At 54.0% G+C, this 19,066-nt stretch carries 15 protein-coding genes; 5 read left to right on the forward strand and 10 right to left on the reverse strand.

The window, feature by feature from the left end; all coding sequences use genetic code 11:
* Positions 1–179 precede the first annotated feature (179 nt).
* The 3 genes from VMW13_07070 (at position 180) to VMW13_07080 (ending at position 2,950) form a co-directional block, all read left to right on the forward strand.
* Positions 180–989 carry an SDR family NAD(P)-dependent oxidoreductase gene (locus tag VMW13_07070; protein ID HUV44573.1) on the forward strand — a complete coding sequence of 270 codons (810 nt, stop codon included), beginning with the start codon at positions 180–182 and terminating at the stop codon, positions 987–989.
* 212 nt (positions 990–1,201) lie between these two features.
* Positions 1,202–2,020: a 3-oxoacyl-ACP reductase family protein gene (locus VMW13_07075; protein ID HUV44574.1), complete on the forward strand. Its 819-nt coding sequence runs from the start codon at positions 1,202–1,204 to the stop codon at positions 2,018–2,020.
* A 99-nt stretch (positions 2,021–2,119) separates the two neighbouring features.
* Complete coding sequence (locus VMW13_07080) at positions 2,120–2,950, forward strand: SDR family oxidoreductase (protein ID HUV44575.1); 831 nt, start codon at positions 2,120–2,122, stop codon at positions 2,948–2,950.
* 377 nt (positions 2,951–3,327) lie between these two features.
* On the opposite strand, the gene VMW13_07085 is transcribed toward VMW13_07080, so the two are convergent.
* The 10 genes from VMW13_07085 to VMW13_07130 form a co-directional block, all read right to left on the reverse strand.
* On the reverse strand, positions 3,328–4,047 hold the full coding sequence (locus VMW13_07085) for a hypothetical protein (protein ID HUV44576.1): 720 nt from the start codon (positions 4,045–4,047) through the stop codon (positions 3,328–3,330).
* Positions 4,048–4,199: 152 nt separating this feature from the next.
* Positions 4,200–6,572, reverse strand: coding sequence for a DUF362 domain-containing protein (locus VMW13_07090; protein ID HUV44577.1), 2,373 nt, complete (start codon positions 6,570–6,572; stop codon positions 4,200–4,202).
* A gap of 39 nt (positions 6,573–6,611) precedes the next feature.
* A complete protein-coding gene (locus VMW13_07095; GenBank protein ID HUV44578.1) occupies positions 6,612–7,328 on the reverse strand; it encodes a hypothetical protein in 717 nt (238 codons plus the stop codon).
* A gap of 211 nt (positions 7,329–7,539) precedes the next feature.
* Positions 7,540–7,965 (reverse strand): nuclear transport factor 2 family protein, encoded by a 426-nt coding sequence (locus VMW13_07100; GenBank protein HUV44579.1) that lies wholly within the window; start codon positions 7,963–7,965, stop codon positions 7,540–7,542.
* A 99-nt stretch (positions 7,966–8,064) separates the two neighbouring features.
* Complete coding sequence (locus VMW13_07105; GenBank protein HUV44580.1) at positions 8,065–8,634, reverse strand: hypothetical protein; 570 nt, start codon at positions 8,632–8,634, stop codon at positions 8,065–8,067.
* A gap of 78 nt (positions 8,635–8,712) precedes the next feature.
* Entirely contained in the window at positions 8,713–9,831 is a 1,119-nt protein-coding gene (locus tag VMW13_07110; GenBank protein ID HUV44581.1) for a Gfo/Idh/MocA family oxidoreductase, read from the reverse strand.
* A 122-nt stretch (positions 9,832–9,953) separates the two neighbouring features.
* Positions 9,954–11,801, reverse strand: coding sequence for an ABC transporter substrate-binding protein (locus tag VMW13_07115; protein HUV44582.1), 1,848 nt, complete (start codon positions 11,799–11,801; stop codon positions 9,954–9,956).
* Between the two features lie 121 nt (positions 11,802–11,922).
* A complete protein-coding gene (locus VMW13_07120) occupies positions 11,923–12,900 on the reverse strand; it encodes an ABC transporter permease (GenBank protein ID HUV44583.1) in 978 nt (325 codons plus the stop codon).
* Positions 12,901–12,918: 18 nt separating this feature from the next.
* Complete coding sequence (locus VMW13_07125) at positions 12,919–13,881, reverse strand: ABC transporter permease (GenBank protein HUV44584.1); 963 nt, start codon at positions 13,879–13,881, stop codon at positions 12,919–12,921.
* Positions 13,882–13,884: 3 nt separating this feature from the next.
* Positions 13,885–14,580 (reverse strand): TetR/AcrR family transcriptional regulator, encoded by a 696-nt coding sequence (locus tag VMW13_07130; protein HUV44585.1) that lies wholly within the window; start codon positions 14,578–14,580, stop codon positions 13,885–13,887.
* A gap of 200 nt (positions 14,581–14,780) precedes the next feature.
* On the opposite strand from VMW13_07130, the gene VMW13_07135 reads away from it, so the two are divergent.
* Together VMW13_07135 and VMW13_07140 are read left to right on the forward strand one after the other, a co-directional pair.
* Positions 14,781–17,621, forward strand: coding sequence for a PEP/pyruvate-binding domain-containing protein (locus tag VMW13_07135; GenBank protein HUV44586.1), 2,841 nt, complete (start codon positions 14,781–14,783; stop codon positions 17,619–17,621).
* A gap of 28 nt (positions 17,622–17,649) precedes the next feature.
* Entirely contained in the window at positions 17,650–18,807 is a 1,158-nt protein-coding gene (locus VMW13_07140; GenBank protein HUV44587.1) for a hypothetical protein, read from the forward strand.
* Positions 18,808–19,066: the final 259 nt, after the last annotated feature.

Raw genomic sequence — 19,066 nt, forward strand, 5'->3', positions numbered from 1 at the left:
CGCTGAGGCTAGCGGCGTCGACATTATCGACCCACGGGATACTCGTCCTCTGCTCTGTGAATTTGTTGAGATGGCACAGAAGATGGTAAAGACGCAGCTCGGGCCCGGTGTTGGGCCCACTTATCATCCGTGACATGTCGATAACGTATGATGAGAACGTTAATCAAGAGGAGAGAAGAATGACGATACCGGACCTGACTCATAATGGCAAAGTGGTACTGATAACGGGTGGCCGGCAGGGCCTGGGCAGGGCAATGGCATTGGCTTTTGCCGAGGCTGGTGCCGATATCGCTATCTGCGACATGGTTACAGATGATGGCCGGCTGAATGCGGTCGCCGGAGAGGTTCGGAGCTTCGATAGACGTGCCCTCACTATGATGGCGGACGTCCGCAACCGAGCCCAGGTGGAGGAAATGGTCAAGAAGGTTCTGGACGAGTTCGGTCGGATTGACGTCCTGATAAACAACGCTGGTGTTTCAGGTGGCGGAATGCTCCTTGACCTGCCTGAGGATGACTGGGATAGAGTCATCGATACCTCCCTCAAGGGCACATACCTCTGCTCCCAGGCGGCAAGCAAGGTGATGATTAAGCAGAGAAGCGGCAACATCATCAACATGGCATCGGTGGGCTCTTACTTGAAGGGAGCGTCTCCTTATGCGATTGCCAAGAAAGGTATAGTCTCGATCACCCAGGGATTGGCACACCTTCTTGGTCCGTACAACATCAGAGTAAACGCAATAGCTCCAGGAGCAATCAGAACGGAGATGACACGGCTCATCTGGGATACCCCTCAGATATTAGAGGCTTATGTGAGCGATACACCTCTCGGTAGAATAGGCGAACCGGAGGATGTTGCACACGTGGCTCTATTCTTAGCATCTGATGCTTCACGCTACACTACAGGGGCAACCATAATGGTTGACGGTGGTATATTACCGGCAAGTGTGCCACGACCTTCTGCACTACAGCAGACTTTTCAATCACAATGAGAGTTTACAGTTTCCCAATCCAAGAACCTGGGGGTGTTGCTAACGTGGCTTTTTCCTGGCTTCCGCTATATCACCGGACACACTCTTAATGTCGAAGGTGATTGACGGGCTTGATATGCGGCATCAGGTTACGTAGTATTCGAATATCTTTGACTCCGGTGATACCTCACTGTGAGTTGAAACAGGCAATCTGACAAAAGGGAGTATGCGGAATGAGTGTGCCAAGTCTATCTCTAGAAGGTAAGGTGGCTATTGTTACCGGGGCTGCCAGCCGCAGGGGGATGGGTCGGGCAATTGCTCTGACTTTTGCCGAAGCCGGGGCCGATGTCGCCGTTAGTGACTTGGTAGTCGACTCGGGGGACCGCAATCTGGGTGCAGTCGCTGAAGAGATAAATAAGTTCGGTCGGCGTTCTCTGGCTATCCAGGCGGATGTCTCAAAGAAAGGTGATGTCGATGACATGGTCCGGCAAGCGACTGACGAGCTTGGCCCGGTTGACATTCTGGTAAATAACGCTGCTATCATCAAGATTTCAACTGTACTTGAGACAGACGAGGATTCCTGGGACAGCGTCATGGATGTCAATCTCAAGAGCTGCTTTCTCTGCTCCAAGGCAGTGAGCAAGGGAATGGTGGAAAGAAAGAGTGGTTGCATCATTAGCATATCCTCAATGAACGCACTGGACGCGGTTCCAGCAAGAGCTAGCTATAATACCTCCAAGGCAGGTATTATTATGCTCACCAGGTCGTTGGCCCGGGAGTTAGGCAGTTATAATATCCGGGTTAACGCTATTGCACCGGGTGCGATTCGAACAGACATGGGCCAACATAACAGGCCCGGAACGGGCGATAAGCACGTGGAGATTGACCCTGAACAAATGAAGCGAATGGAGGCTCAGCTTTTAGCGCGGATACCGCTAGGTCGGATGGCTGAGTCGAGTGAGGTTGCCAGCGCAGCCCTTTTCCTGGCATCCGATGCCGCCAGCTATATCACCGGACACACTCTTAATGTCGAAGGTGGTTGGTTGGCCTGATACCCGGCAGCAGGTCACGCAGTATTCGCATATCTTTGACTTTAGTGGCATGTCACTGTGAGTTGAAACAAGTATTTCTGACTAGAAGGAGGATGAGCAATGAGTGTACCAAGTCTATCTCTGGAAGGTAAGGTAGCCATCGTTACCGGGGCCGCTGGTCTCAGGGGGATTGGCCGAGCAATCGCACTGGTTCTTGCCGAAGCTGGCGCTGATGTCGCCGTTTGTGACAACGTGGTTGATGTTGATGACCGGAATCTGGGAGCGGTAGCGGAAGAGATAAATAAACTCGGTCGGCGTTCTCTGGCTATCAAGGCTGACGTCTCGAAGAAGAGCGATATTGATGATATGACCCGGAAAGTGACAGATGAGCTTGGCCCGGTTGACATTCTGGTGAACAATGCCGCCATACTCGGCGGTGGCTGGGGAGGGCAGGCTTTTGATGCCACCGAAGAGGAGTGGGATGAGGTTATGGCAGTTGGGCTCAAGGGCTACTACCTTTGCGCCAGGGCAATTGGCAAAGGAATGATAGAACGAAAGAGTGGTAATATCATTAACATCGACTCGATTGAGGCTGTCAACTGCATGATTGCGGCAGGGTCTCCATATGGAATTGCCAAAGCAGGTGTCCAGTTTCTTACCAGGACGCTTGCCCGGCAACTGGGCCAGCACAACATCAGGGTCAATTCCATCTGTGCCGGAGGTGCCAAAACGGATATGGGACGGCATCACATGTTCGACAGAGGTCTGGAGCCCGTCAACGTTGACCCGGAACAAGCTAAGCAAAGACAGGCACAGCTATTGGAGCGTATTCCACTGGGACGGATATCTGAGCCGGGTGAGATTGCCAACGTGGCGTTATTTCTTGCCTCTGAGGTTGCCAGTTATGTTACGGGGGCCATTATTGCAGTAGATGGCGGCATGACAGCTTAGCTGACCTCTTAGTGCTTCTGCTGGCTAACCGGTTGCTATTGAGGGATAATAGCTAGCGAACGCATCAGGGTTTGCCCTTGTTCTACAGCGTTTTGGCAATGAATAGAGCCCTTCTATATCTCAACCCACTTATTGAGTGATTTGCCTTAGAGCCTTGAGCGACTGTTGAAGAGTCTTCCTTTTCCGTAGCTCTCGCAGGAGACTCTTCATGATGACATTTCCCTGGACAGTTGCGCGGTGACAAAATCGTAGAACACCGACATTATCACAATCCTCACTACCGAAAGATAATGCCCCCCCAGCAAGCTGAGGGAACCGCTCGCTGAGATTCCGAGGAGGCGGAGCATCCCCTTGGCTAAAGGTAGGGCTCGAGTTTTCTACAGGTCTATATGCTGATACGTAGCGAAACCGTAGCCAGCCCTGATACAGTTTATCATTCTTCCCTGAGGTATCCGTACATTCCTGTCATCATCCAGAATCTGTTTAACCACGGCTGCCGGGTCGTCCGAGTCTATCTCATAAAGAGCAAGGTACGGGGCATCATCATCTTTCGGCTCCGGATTCAGAGTAAGATAACGGTGTGCCTGAATCAGTCCCGGTGTTTCCAGAAGGTCATGAAAATGAGTGTGAAGGTACCAGTCCTTAAACTCATCCTTCCGGGCGGGGTCCGTACAGAAGGTCGGTACCACGAAAAGCGCTTCAGGCATCCCGTCAGGCAGGTGTGTTTCCGGACGTTGCAGCGGTGAAACCGTCCTGCGCATGACCAGGAAGTCCCAAACTGTCACCTGATATACCTTGATGCAATCTATCATTCGTCCCTGTTCAACCCTCTTCCCGTTGTCTTCGAGCATAACATTCTGCATCAGGTCCCAGGGGTCGTCTGAGTCGATACGGTACAGAGTGAGGTATCTGGCCTGACCTTCTCTAAGTTCTTTTGCCACATTTCGGTAGCGGTAGACGTTCTCGATTCCAGAGGTCTCCAGCAGGTCGGGGATATGTACTTTGTTGTACCAGTGGTTGAACTCATATTCCCGCGATTGGTCAGTACAGTCCAAATACTCCAGGGCTATCGTCTTTGTCGGTAACAGTTCGCTCACGAATCCTCCTTCAAGTGTCCAGAATTATCTTATATCACGACGTGCCTTCCGGTGAAGGCAGTACCTTATATAACAGACCTGGGTTGAGTAGTAAGAGTCAGGTTGTTAGTACTCTGTCGGCGACACCGTAGAATTGACTCTATCAGCAGTCTTTACCAGATTTCCCGACTACTCTCGAAATGGGCAGTAAGTACCTTCGCCGGGTCCTCCGTCTCGACTATGTTGGGAAAAGACCTGCCGCCCGGCGGGCCGTACCCACTGGGCACGTACAGCACGAAATCAAGGGACTGTACACCCCTGGAGACAGCATCAACGTAATCTTGTATTGCTGACGGCTTGCTCTGTCGCACGGTACTCCCGGTGTAGCCACCATCATTCAGTTTCTTGTCAGCATACTGGAACGCAGCCCCATAGAGTGACATCAGAACCGGGGTGCCGGTCGGTGACTGCCCGTAAATTCTGGCCAGTACAGACGAGCGTTCGGCAAACTGGAAGCTGGGCCAGTTTCCCTTTCCCCAGGTCATGCCAGGGAACAGAGGGTCCTGGCCCTCCTGAGGTGCTCGCGACATCCCAAAGGCAACTCCGAGCACGGAGGCAAGGTGGAAGGCCCGGAAGATATCATGTCCTTCAGCGTTCCAGTTCTCTCTTGAGTGCCTCAGGAAACTAGCGCTGTTCATGAATTGCCCCCGAAGGAACCCGTACTCTTCGGCAGCACCAAGGTGTGTGGCAATACCTCCAAGGGTGATGAAATAGGTCCAAAATCCGTTTCTCCCCATCTCGTCGAAGTCTATCTGTCCGTCACCGTTCTCATCGAAGGCATCCAGCAATTGTTGTCGATAGGACGACCCGGTTAGAGTGTCGTTTGACTCAAGGTAGGCCATCAGTGTGTGCTGGAGGTACCAGAGAGGAGTCAGTGGGCTGTAGTAGAGTTGAGAAGTGATGAGTTCCACAAACGTTTCGTCTTCTATCCTGCCCAGATGCCCCTGTAATGATGCCAGTGGTGTCTCTGTGACACTGTCCCAACCAACAACGTGATAGTCGAGTTGCCCCAGACCGCGACCGGCAGCATACGCGGGCATTACGTACCGCGATACCGGTGCTTCAATACCATCTCCGGTCACAATGCAGTTCCCATTAAGATGAGGGGTCGGTGCACTCTGCAGGAAGTCGATGGGTAGATTATGCCTCTTTTGAAACTCTCTGGCTTTCTCAAGGGGGACTGTCTTGAACATATACCGGGCACAAGCCAGGTCCAGAGCCACCGGGTCCAAGGAGGCAAAGACGTAGCCTTCCGGCACCGGACCCACGGTCATATCCAGGAGCTCAATACCATCTGACACATGGACCATGAAGACGCCCTGTTCTTTCGTTGCCTTGACTGTGTCCGCTTGTGTTCCCTTCATCCCTGCCGTCCGGGTGACCACGTACTTACCTTCGCTGTCTCTGACCGGCAGTCCTGTTTCTTCATCCAGCTTCACCATCCAGACCGAGTGGGGAAGGCGAGCCTTCATGCCGGGTGAGGGCCTGGCGGGAACGGCATACTTCCACCGGGTGCTATCAGGGTTCCCGTCAGACGTAACCTCCATCGGGATGAGACCAATTCCCAGATTTTTAAGGGCGTTGGTGAAGAGGTCCATACCATGCAGGCGAAGTCGGGGTACGTTAATCAGGACACAACCCGGGTAGTCCTTGATGTCCTCGGCATCGTTCGGGTCTCCGCCGACGATGACCTTGTGCAGGGTTAGCTCTTTATAGTTGGCTCCATCTGGAACGGGAACGTCTCTCCCCTTTGACGGGTCATCGTTAATCCGGTTCAGGTCATATACCATGAGGCGGTCATCGGCCCTGCCCGGTGGGATGTACTCACCGGACACGCTCTCGTGGTGACCGCGCATCGGGTCATCAGTATGAGAAGCATCATGTGACTCGGAGAGGTACAGTCTGGCGAAATAGAATCCCCACCCACCGTAATGCTCACCGTATTTCCCTTCCATGATTGCCTCGGTGGTTACCTTTGCATTGCCACTCAAAGATTTGGTACGCGTAACAGCAGTGGCCGTCATTGTGGTAGATGCCTCCCCGATAGACATACAGTGGTAGGAAATCCCCGGAATATCGTGGAACCATCTCATCAAAGCTGCTGTCACTGTCCAGTTTGACACTGCCATTGCCCCCGGTCCGGCGCCGTGTGTCTCCGGGTCAATTACACCAGGTATCACCATGTTAGGTTTGAAAAGCAGCTTCTTCCCGGCCTTTACCTCGGATTTCACCTTCTCGGCGAAGCCTGTTTCCTCATCGAGTCTGGCTAAAGCGTGGTCCAGGTTCTCATATGTATAGTCTATTTTCTGTTTAATTTCTGCCCAGGCCTCAACATTCGACTCGTTGATGAAGCTCTGCAGTAACGGCGGAATACCCACGTACGCGTTAGCTGCGTCCATCCGGACCACGGCCACGGGTGAACCTGAGAAGTCCGTTACGGTCTTACCAATACTTGAGTTCACTAAATGGCCACTTGCTGAAGTCATGCGTGCCTATGCTCCTCTCCAAAACTAACAATCGCTTGCTCAGGGAATCAGCGGGTTGTCCTTCAGGAAGTCCACGTCCGGCTTGTACCTCACAAAGGTACTGGCTAATTCTACAAAGGGCTCACTGTCAGCCCAGGGAGGACTTGTGAATCCGGGTGGTGAATCGATGTTTGCCTTACGCCAGGCATCGAAGTCTTCGTACCACAATTCGGAGACTCTCACCCAGGGCGAGGGCATTGGCGAGTCCTTCAAAGCACTATGGCTCACGTATTTCAACAAGCCCGGTTGCTGTGCAACTTCTCGGGAGTGGACATCCAGGTACCACTTCTCTCCGTCCTCCAGAGATACCCCTTCCGGGTATCTGAAAACACATACCCAGCGCAGGATAGGCCTTTCCTCGGGAGTAGGGGCCTTGCCCAGAAAATCCTCCGTTGGCATTGCCGGAACCATGGCACCGGCGGCCGGTTGTGCATTATTGGATACCCGTGTGAACGATGAACGGGTAAAGGGCCAACTGAATGGTTTTGCCTCTATGAAGGACTCAATACTGTCATACCACAACTCGGTGAGACGACCGCGTCGCACGCCGAAGCGCTCTGCTTCCGGTGGTGGTTCCTGCGCACGGTAGCTCTCGTAGCGACGCAGCCATGGTCCGAAGAAGCGCAAACACTCCTTGTAGTGGTACCGAAAGTACCACCTGTCTGCCTCAATGGGATCGACCCCGTCCAGGAATCCAATGGCAACCTGTTTGATCATTGCTCTCCTCCTTCGGGACATGCATTCACGGCAATACGTCGGAACCAGTCCATCTCTATATCTACAGCAGCAGGTCCTGTAACAGGTCCGGACGGATGACTATGTTCCGCCATGCGCTGAAGATTCCCTGTTCTGGCGCGGCTGTTGCGACCCGCAATGGTGCGGCGACCCGCAATAGTGCGGCGGAGACATGTCTGCACCAGGAAATGTACTAGGGTCTCAGTACCCGGTATTTGATTCGCCAGCCCTGTGGAGTCTTGACCCACTGGTCCTGGTACACACCGGTCATATACAACCTTGGTGCTTCAGTGGGAACTTGGATTGTGAGTACAAGCATAGTTCGGACACTAGCTGAGTCTGCGGTGAGCTCATCGAAAATAAGACCGGACTGGTGGTGGTAGCTGGTCACCCCTTCACGCCGCTCACTAAGTCGCTGCGCGCAAAAATCGCGCAACTGCTCACGACCTTCAAGCTTCGTAGCTGGTGTGGTTGCACCTGCAGCATAGAACTCCCATAGTCCGTCCTCAGTGAAGACATTTGCCCAGCCTTCGGCGTCACCTGAATCGAACGTGTACGAGTACCGGGCTACCTGCTGTTGTATTGCCAGCATGTCCTCCGTACTCACTGAATCATTCATTTCGCCTCCGTATCCGAATGTGATAGACAGTACCCCTGACTTATAAGTCAGGGGTACTGGTGCAATCTTTCCGCGGTTCTTGAAAATGACCTGTCTGGTCTACTTCAGCTCTTCGGTAGGGTTGTCAGCCCGAATGTATGTACCGACTGGCCCGACCAGTGCGAAATGCCCCGGTTCACTGCGGGAACCATCCGGCATCTTAGCCGTGCCGACGCCCAGATAGATGCCATCTGCCAGTTTGCGAATCTCATCGGTCAGTGTGTTCTCCTGGCCCTCCGGGAGGAGTCGGAGTTGGTAAGCCCCGTAGTACATCATAAGGGAAGGTTTGCCGTCGATGAGCGAGGTCCCCATCTCGGTGGCGAAGCGCATGTATCGCTCAATCTTGCCGCCCGGCCAGCGATAACGATTGTAGCCGTCACCCTTAGTCTTGCTGATGGGCCAGAAGGCCTTACCTAACCAGTAGCCTGTCCGCGAGTTCTCGTTGTACATGATTTCGGCGGTACGCTCCCGTCGCTCTTCATCACCAGCATTTGGGATGACTCCTTCAAATTCCCCGACCAGTTCGGTCATTTCCACCGCCGGACACTGCTTCCACAACTCTATGACCTCTTCCCTGCTGAGTTCCATCAGTTTTTCTTTAGTCCATTGCTCTGTCTTTGCGATAGCCATTTTGTCCTCCTTTGATATTATTAGTTTTCACCAGAGGTGGTATTCATACCTTACGTAATTGCCAAGTCTATTGAATAACTAAAGGGTAGCTAAGTCAACCGGTTGCCCCGTCCGCGACGATTCATATATCCCAAAAAGGATTTTCATCGTGCCCAGGTTGTCGTGTCCGCTGCTGATGGGTTCCTTGCCTTCCCGGCAGCACTCGGCGAAGTGGACGACCTCATTGGTGTAGGGATTGTCACTGAACAGCCCTTCGGGTGGGTCTATCGGAACGAATGGGCGAGATGGCATACCTCCGGGTCCCGCCCCCTCTATGTCGTGCCTGGGGGATGACACCACCGCCGGAGCCTCGTGCTGCTCAAGCGCATTTCCTCCTGTTACAACAGGAGTATAGATGCTGCCTCCGGTACCGAGAATCATTAATTGGAACTGCCAGGGCGTCCGAGTCGTCCAGCTATTGGAGATATGCCCGATAGCTCCGTTCTCGAATTCGATAGTTGCCATGACCCGGTCTTCTGCGCCGCCGGTAAACATCGGGTGGTCCGTCCAGCATTTTGCAGAGACCCGTTTGGCGTCACCGATGAAGTACCGGAAGAGGTCAATGAAATGAGTGGCATTCCATATCAGCGAACCGCCTCCGGCCTGCTTTCCGTCCAGACGCCACCGCATCCCTTCGTTCTGGGTAAACCGCTCGCTTGCTGCCGTTGACCCTGAAACGAGCACCGGTAGCCACGAATCGGAGCGGACGCCCCAGACCTCACCGAGTTCCCCCTCTTGAATCAAGCGTTGCACCCCTACGTAGCTGGGTACATGGCGAAGCTGCTGGCCTACCATGAAGGTCACGCCTGCCTTATCCGTTGCGGCAATGATGTCCCGGCACTCCTGCATCGAAATCGCCATCGGCTTCTCCAGGAGCACGTGTTTGCCGGCTTCAGCCGAAGCAATTGCCAGGTCCCTGTGCCAGTGATGACTGGCGCAGATATCCACGGCCTCGATGTCCGCTTCCTTCAGCATGGTCGCGGCGTCAGTGTAGACGGCATCGATTCCGGCTTGCCTGGCAAACTGGCGGACGGCATCTTCACGAACATCACAGGCCGCCGTTAGTTTCACTTTTTCCGAGGCCCGGTTCATGGCCATCAGGTGTAGCGCGGAAATCGAACCGGTGCCTATCAATCCTACTTTCAGTGCTTCTGCCATTCCACCTCCTTTTTAATCTTCAGTCGGAAATATTCAGGCATGCCGACCGCTGCCGGCACCCGGCGGCTTGGGGGTGCTGAGGGCTTGCACCCTCAGCACCTTTACTAGCGTCCGAACCTGCTTCAGTCCCGCACTCCGGTCATCTCGTATTTCAGGTCCTGGTCAATCCAGAACCGGGCTTGCGTGGCACTAAGTAAACCGCCACCTAAAGAGCCCTCCCCGTTGAAACCTTTATACCACGGCTGTACAAAACCAAAGCTGGGCGTACGGGGCACGATTATCATCCAGTGCTTCGGGATGGCATACGCTTCACAGTCCTGTATGAATTGCACCTGGTCCTCGCTGGTGGAAGCGTTATCCGCTTTCATTACCAGTGCGTCGTAGTCGGGGTCCCCCACCGGGAAACTCCAGGGGTTCCCGCTCCAGAACTGTACCTTTATCCAGGCCATTGGCTCATAATTCACACAGCCATACCAGCTTCCGAGTGGCCCGGCGCTCTTAGAGAAAACCTTACTGGAATAGGCAGCCCAGTCATAGGTCTTGACATCCAGGGTGATACCAAGCTCCTTCCAGTATCCCTGCACGATTTGAAGTACATCGGCATTAACCCAGGATGGGAAAAGGTTGAAATCTAGCTTGAACCCGTTGGGATAGCCGGCCTGTGCCATGAGGTCCTTCGCCCCTTGAAGGTTGTATTCGTAGCCTGCCTTCCACTCATCTGTCCACTGCGAGTACGGCAGATAATAACCTACACAAGCCATTCCTACCTGGCCGTAAGGCGTCGGGTCTGCCAAGCCCTCATAATAGGTATCGGCAATCTCCTCCATGTTGATGGCCATCTGCATCGCCTTGCGCACACGTACGTCATCAAGAGGCGGCAGCGTGGCATCAATAGGATAGACCTGACCTGTGCTAAAGTACCTGTGTTCTACCAGTTCCGGGTTGCTATTACGTATGGTTTTTGCGTTCTCTATGTCAGCGCTCAGGTAGTCAATCTTGCCGGCGCGTAATGCCGCAACCTGGGTCTGGTAGTCCGGTATAACGAGCTGCCTGACCCTGTCAACATATGGAATCTTATTCTCCGGGAACTTCTCGTCATATCCCCAGTAGTCGGGGTTCTTTACCCATGTCCACGAGCTGTCAATCACGTGGTCGAAAATCATGAACGGTCCACTGCCGACCAGGTGGTGCCAGTCATTCAGGTTACCGTATTGCTGTATGACCTCAGGCGGGTAAACCCAACTCCCTTCATAACTCTCGCATAAAAATGTCTTCAGCGCAGTGAGCACTGGTGACTTCAGCTTCACCTCGACGGTATACTTGTCGGTGGCGGTTATCGATTCAAACGGTATGCCAAGCATGCCTGTGGCATTGGGTGTAGCCACGGTGAAGCCGCTGCCCATCCCCAGCGTCCGGTGGTAGGACCACTCGACGTCGTAGGCGGTCAGCTCACGTCCATTCATCGGGGGCAGGTTCTGCCAGTTGACTCCTTCGCGGATGTGGATAACGAAGTGAGTGGGGCTGACCTGCTCCCAGCTTTCGGCTATCTGCCCGCGGTAGATGCTCTCGGGGAAGTAAGACGTGCTCTGCCACGAGAAAATATCCCTGTCTACCGCCCAGTCCGCTATGGCCAGCTTCTCCAGGAAGTAACTGGCGGGCCCAACCCCCGCAGAGCCGTTCCACGGGTCAATATATGGGGGGTCTGTACCGGTCACGAAGGTAAGAGTACCACCGTATTCCGGCTTGGTGACCATTTTGTGGGTTGCCGGGTCCAGCACCATCTCTTTCTTCTTCTCTACCACCACCACCTCCTCTTCTTCCTCTACCTTCGGGGCTTCCTTCTCGATGACTGTCCCTGTTACTGTTTCTCCTTCTTTCTCCTCTTCGACTGTCGCAGCCTGGCAGGATGACAACACCAGCGCCGCCACCATCAGGCAGGTCAGTAGAACCCACAGAGCCTTCTTCTTCATTTATCTTCCTCCTTGACTTCTCAACAGCATTGCTTGCGGCAAGCATCATCGGAGCTCACATCTCACACCTCCATCTCATGAAGAACCGCTGTCTCGCTATCAGCGTTCCTCCTGCCTGTTGTTACGCTTTCTCCACCTTTGCCTGCTTCTTTGCCAGGGCTTTCCTGGCGAGTTTCTCCCCACGGCCTCCGATTCCACCTATGCCGCCCCTCATCCTGGGGTCAAGCAGGTCTCTGAGTGCATCACCAAACATGTTCAACCCGAATATCGTCACGGTAAGGGCGATTCCGGGCCATAACACCAGCCAGGGTGCACTCTCCAGATGGGAAGCATTGCTCCCGGAAATCATACCTCCCCAGCTCGGTACCTCAGGTGGCAGGCCAAGCCCCAGGAAGCTCAGACCTGCCTCCGCCAGGATGTAGCCGCCGATACTCATCGTCCAGCTGACAATTAACATAGGCAGCACGTTTGGCAACACGTGCCGGAAGATCACCCTTGGTGTGGTGCTTCCTATACACCTGGTCGAATCGAAATAGACACTCTCCTTTATCCAGAAGACCAGCGCTCGTGCTCCCCTGGACCCGCCTATGCCGCCGCCAATGCCGAGGACACAAATCAGTTGCACATAACCGGACCCTATCAACCCTATCAGTGTTAGATAGATTACCAGCGTCGGGAAGCATACCCAGGCGTCAACAAATCTCTGCACCACCAGGTCGAACTTACCCCCGATGTAACCGGATGTGAGACCAATGACGGCGCCGAGGGCCGCGCTTATTGCAGTAGCGCTGAGGCCGACAATCATCGAGACACGCGCTCCGTAGATTATCTGGCTGAACATGTCATGTCCCAGCATATCCGTACCCAGCAGCCACATGCCACCCGGTGGGAGCATCCTGGCAGTCAGATGCATTTCACTCAATTCGTAGGGAGCCACGAACTCGCTAAATATTCCGACGAAAAATATGACCAGTACGATGATTGCCCCCACAGTGCCCAGAGGCTTTTCCCGAACCAGCCTCACCATGAAATCAACCACCGGATGACGGCGCCTGTGTGTTGCAGTCAGACTGGAATACGTTTCAGTAGTCTCGGTCATTTCTTATACTCTCATATCCTACCCGTAGCGGATCCGGGGGTCCGCCCACGCATAGCTGATATCCGTCAATATAATAAGCCCCATCCCAATAACGGCATAAATCAGGTTTGTCCCGGAGACAATCAGGTAGTCCCTCTTCATAAGCATATCCAGAAGGTAACGTCCCATCCCGGGAAGAGCGAATATCTGCTCCATTATTACCGAACCGCCGATTAGCACACCTATCTGGGGAATAAACATGGTAAGCAGCGGAATCATAGCGTTTCTCATGGCATGTCTGATAACTACGACCCGCTCGCTGAGTCCTTTAGCCCACGCTGTCCTTACATAATCCTGCCTGATGACCTCCAGGGTTATTGTTCGCATAGTCCTGATCATACCGCCCCATGCCGTTGCACCGGTGAGTATAGCTGGAATAATGAACTGCCTGAGGTTCCCTATCGGGTTCACAACAAAGGGAATATATTCTACGTCCGGCACATAACCCACCCACCGTCCGCCGTAAACAATAAGCATTTTCGCCATCCAGAATGCGGGTGCTGCCATGAAAATTATGGCGGAAACCCGCGCCACGTAATCGAACCAGGCGTTCTGCCGTATCGCTGAATAGACACCTATGGGAATTCCAACTATGTTGATAATAATGATAGACAGGAGACCAAGCTCAAAGGTAACCGGTATCCGTTGCGCCAAATCCTGCGTTAACGGCCGCCCTGTGCGCAGTGATGTTCCCAGGTCTCCATGCAGGATAATATCGCCAATCCAGCGAAAGTACTGCTCGTAAATCGGCACATCCAGACCCAGCCTGTGCTCAAGCGCCTCCCTGTCCACACCTGCTCCCATATTTTCTGCGCCCATTTCTGATAGCATCACATCAATAAGGCTACCCGGCATAAGGCGCACCATCAGGAAAACGGTTACGGTCACTATGAACAGTGTCGGGATGAGCAGCACGATTCTTCTAAGCAGGTATGTACGCATGGTTTAATCCAGCCTAGTAGCTCGCAAGATGCCCCACTTCATCCGCGTCACTCTGGGTTCTGTAGATGGGGGAACCTTTTGATCCACAGCTATCGCCTTCAAGATGAAATCCGTTAGTTGCTTTGTGAAGTCGTCCAGTGACATGAGTCTTCCCAGAAACCACCTGTTGTGAGCCCAGGCAGAACACATCCTGCCGATGAGATGACCGATCAACCGGGGGTTTTCTACTTTGAACTCGCCTGTATCAACACCTTTTGCCAGTAACACCTCAAAGTAATCGGTTACACGGACTGAAGCACCTAACATTTTTCTTCGCCCTTCCCTCTCCAGTCCTATAACCATATGATTGAGGAAATTGTACTCGTCCTGCATTTCATCTACATCTTTTATATAGGTTTGTATGGCCTGACGAAGGGCATCTGTTACGCTTAGAGTTGATAGCCTGCTGTTGATTTCTGCAAAACTCTGTCCGTGTACTTGCTGTGTATAGTCCAGTATCAGGTAGACAATATCCTCTTTAGAGGCGACATAGTTATACAGGCTGCCTTTGCCCATATCACAATGCTCAGCAATTTCGCTCATTGTAGTATGTGCGAAGCCCTTCTCCACGAAAAGCTTCGTCGCGTGGTGAACTATCTGATTTCTGCGTGTATCAACTAATTCCGTGTTTCTCGTAATGGCACGTATGTTTTCAACCATCTCATTTATCCTGTAATTAGCTGATATTTCACCGGCTATATCAGAAAAAGTACCAGAACTGACCAGTCAGTCAACGATGCTTAGTTTATACGTTCACGGTCCTGTTGTCAAGCAGACGGATTGACTGAGATTAAGAAAACGTATAGTATACGGCCAGATCGAGTTTCCACCAGTTATGGGACGCAGCCAAAAAGAGGCAGATGAAAAAGGAGTTTATCATGTCAAACGTAATGCCAACGGACCAGGAGAGAGGTGGCTTTCTCGTTAGTCTTGGTGAGGATGGGTCGACGGAGATTGCCATGGTGGGGGGTAAGGGTGCCAGTCTGGGCAAGCTGGTCAAGGCTGGTTTCCCTGTTCCGTCCGGATTTGTAGTTACGACGAATGCTTATGCGGAGTTTCTTCGTGCAAACGATCTTGAGGTGAAGATAGAGAAGATACTGGGGGACCTCGACTACGGGGACCTCGATGAGCTGGAGAAGGAGACGGCGAAGATTCGGGATGAAATCGTCGGTTGCAGGCTCCCCGATACTCTGGCTGGCGATATTGTGAAGGCGTACGGGCAGCTTGGGAATGAGCCGTACGTTGCCGTGCGTTCCTCAGGGACGGCGGAGGACCTGGAGGGTGCGTCCTTCGCCGGGCAATACGACACGTACCTTGATGTCAGGGGCGGCGACGCGCTGTTGGATGCGGTGCGGCGGTGTTGGGCATCGATGTGGACCGCGCGGGTTACTGCGTATCGTCATAACAAGGGATTCGACCACGGTGATGTCGGCATCGCCGTTGTGGTCCAGACGATGGTCGAACCTGAGGTGGCCGGTGTGATGTTTGTCGGGAATCCCATGAATGCCAGGGCCGATGAGATTGTAATCAACGCGAGCTGGGGTCTCGGTGAAGCGGTGGTGTCGGGCAGCGTCACACCAGATGAGTATGTCGTTGGCCGGGACACGCTGCAGGTCAAACGTCGCAGCCTCGGTTCGAAGGAGCTGCGGGTGGTCCGGGACCGGAAGAACGGGAACGGTACGGTCCGGGAACCCGTGCCCGTCACCCTCCAGGGAGAGCATACGCTTTCGGATGAACAGGCGGGTGTACTTGCGGAGATGGGCCGGCGGGTCACTGCTTACTACGAAGGGCTGCCGCAGGACACCGAGTGGGCGTTGGCGGATGGTTCCTTCTTCCTGCTGCAATCCCGCCCCGTCACCGGTGTGGCGTTCACCTGGGAAGAAGACCTCGACCTGTGGCCGTCAATACCGGAGGAAGAAGACGCCATCTGGACGCGGTCAGCGGCGGACGAGTGGTGGACCGGCGCAATCACACCCTTGATGTGGTCGATCCGCGGCTACTGGATCCACGCCGGTGCCGCTGGCAGCTACCGGCCCTTCGGCATGGGCGACCTTGCTGAGATGCGCTGGATGAAGTACCGGCACGGCACAATGTACTACAACACCAGGGTGGACGCGCTCATGGCCGAATACAGTCTTCCGCCGAGTCTCCGGGAACCCATGCTCCGCAAGCTTCACCCTTCCCAGTTGGACGAGGCTATGAACAAGCCCTTCGATCTCTGGCGGGCAATGAAGATGTTTGCCGATATCGAGATAAATCATCCCGCATGGAGTGGTGTGAACGCTATCGACGCCAAGATCGCTATGGAACGCATGATGCGCAAAGGTGGGGAAAGCTATGACATGCGGCGTGAGATGGTGAAGTCAGTGCACCCTAGTAGAGAGGAGTTGCGGGCCAAGAAAGACGATGAGCTGAGGCAGAGTATCGACGACCTGTTCTTGGGCGTTACATATAGAGAAAGGGAGCGCCCTTCGTTGGAAGAAGGAGCGGGCGTCAGGGGGAGAAGAGGAGGAGGCGGTTGGGGCGCGTTCTTCCTCTACGGCCCTGTTATCCAGGCCCTCCTGGAAGGCGTGATTCGGGACTGGTATGACGGCGACAATCCAAACGCATTTACAGAGGTAATTAGCGGTATTTCCGAACGCACCCAGCAGTTCTACGACGATTACGATTTCTGGAAGCTGGTGGATACAATCAGGCATTCGGAGAAGCTACGCGCCCTGATCAAGGAGTTCGAAGGAGCGGCGTTCTTCGAGGAACTCAAGAACCACGAGGAAGGACGCGCCTTCCTCTCCCAGTACGAGGCGTTCCTGGAGATGAATCTCTACCGAGGCCATGCCGACCGGGATATCTACTACGCGCGTCGTATCGAGGACCCGAATATCGACTACGAGGCGTTGCGCCTGATGGCGACTGCGGATAGTATCGAGTCTCCGGATGAGAGGGAGGAGAAGCTGGTGCAGCGACGCGAAGCCGCAACTGCTGACGTGATTGATAATCTCTCAAAGCAGCCAATCGGTAGTGTGAAGGTAGAGATATTCAAGTTCTTACAGGAATACTGCCTGAAGATATTCATGTCGCGCGATGACGGTCGCTCGATGGGTGATGCGATGACCTTCCGGAAGAAGCTGATACTCGGAGAACTCGGCCGAAGAACGGTGTCTCGCGGTCTGCTGGACGGTGAGGATGACTTCTACTTCCTCTCAATATATGAACTCTGTGAACTGCTTGAGGGGAAGGAGCCGCAGGTCCTTGCCAGGGCAAAGGTTGCTGCCCGCAGGAAAGGCTTCGACCACTTCCGAACCCACGAAGAGGACCCGCCGCTCTTTCTCAAGGGCGATGAGCCGCTGGACCTGGAGCAGCCGGCCGATGGCGCCAGCAGCGGTGTCCTGAGGGGTGTCGGGACCAGTCCCGGACTGGTGACCGGATGCGCCCGAATCGTTCCCACCCAGAAGGACATCGCCCGCCTGGAGCAAGGCGATATCCTTGTCTGCCACGGCACGGACCCGGGCTGGACGTCAGCGTTTAGTATTGTCGTTGCTGTGGTCGCGCAGACGGGGGGTATGCTCGGGCACTTCTCGTGCCTTTCGCGGGAGTACGGCATACCGGCGGTATCACTTCCGAACGCCATGAAGCTCATCGAAGATGGATCCGTCATTACAGTGAACGGCGGCACCGGTGAGATCCGGTTGGCGTCCGTGTAGCAGAAGAAATAATGGCCAGGAGGCTAACGTGGTAGATCTGACGTTAACGGACCAGGAGAGAACTGCGTTTTATCAGGAAATCACCAGGAACCGGGCACTGGACTATTTCTTTGTTTTTGACAACGTCCCCCTGCAATTTATCTACAGGGACAGACTGATTCCCGGTAAACTCACCGACCTGGAAAAGCGCAATAAGGCCATTACGGAAACGCTGTGGCTGGAGGCATATCACCAGTACCTTGTGTGCAATGTCGGCTATCTCCTCCTATATCGAGGGCGGGTACTTCAGATGGTGTTCCAGGTCCATCAAATCGGTGCCGGCACATTCGCACCGCCAGCGGAGGAAAGCCGTCAGTTTCAGGCAACCGTTGAAGACGTGCAGGCCAGCTTCGATACGTGGATGGCAAATACGGGATGGAAGATGGCTGATGATATGCGTAAGCAACCGCCAATGGCCTCGTGGAAGAGCCTTTTGGGCGTTCCGGACCGGACTGTGCGGATTGCTTCGATCATGCCGGTGGGCAACCAGGTCGTGTTGGAGCTCATCAGTACCTGGACTGAAGACGGCGTGCTGAAAGAGGCGGCGTGGGTGGCGGTCCTGATATACGATGTTGATGGTACCGTCCTGCAGGACCGGAGTTACATTGATTTGGCCAACTGGCCGTCCACACGCGGGCGGGAACAACGAAGATCAAGAGCACCACAGAATCAACCGCAAACCACGGGTGCAGGTGTAATGGACGGGTTCTATGAATACCATCGGTCACGGCAAATAAGTGCTGCTGTGACCGATTTGGAAAAGCGAAACCTGTCGATTATCGAAGGGGCCTGGGTCGATGCCCAGAATACCGGTCTCAATACGAAGGTCATCCATCCCGAACGGTTCAGGATGCAATGGCCCGTTCAGAAGTGTTCCTGCAATCTGAACATCGCAAAAGAAGTGGAGGCCATCGTCAAGGAAGCGGCGCCTGACAGAAAAATGCGCCTGGGCCTGACCTATGCCAAGGGGAACCAGGTGGCAGCGGAGGGTGTTGTCTCCTGGACGGAGGACGGCGTCGCCAGGGAGACACCTTTTATATCCTTCCTCCTGCTGGATCAGGACGGCCTGATAATCCGTGACCGGCGGTACATTACGCTGGCCAACTGGCCGGGAGCAGACAAGATGGCCGCGCGACTTGGTTTGTAGGAAGGCTACAGTCCTGCAAGGGCAAGAAAGGGAAGGACCGCAAGAAAGACTGGGGGAAGACTAGCAGGGACGAAGTTTACAATTCGGACATCTGTTGCATCTGTACCCTTGGTTGAATGCGAACGGCGATTGTTACTTCAACCACACAAAACGTCAGAATGTTCAATCCAGCCGAGGTTACAGTTGTACGGAAGGTGACATTACGCCGGCCGGGGGCAGCTTCATGCGGTCAAATTGTTGTGGTTGGGCTTGTCTATAT

This window comes from Dehalococcoidales bacterium, assembly GCA_035529395.1.
In the GTDB taxonomy this organism is placed as follows: Bacteria; Chloroflexota; Dehalococcoidia; order Dehalococcoidales; family Fen-1064; genus DUES01.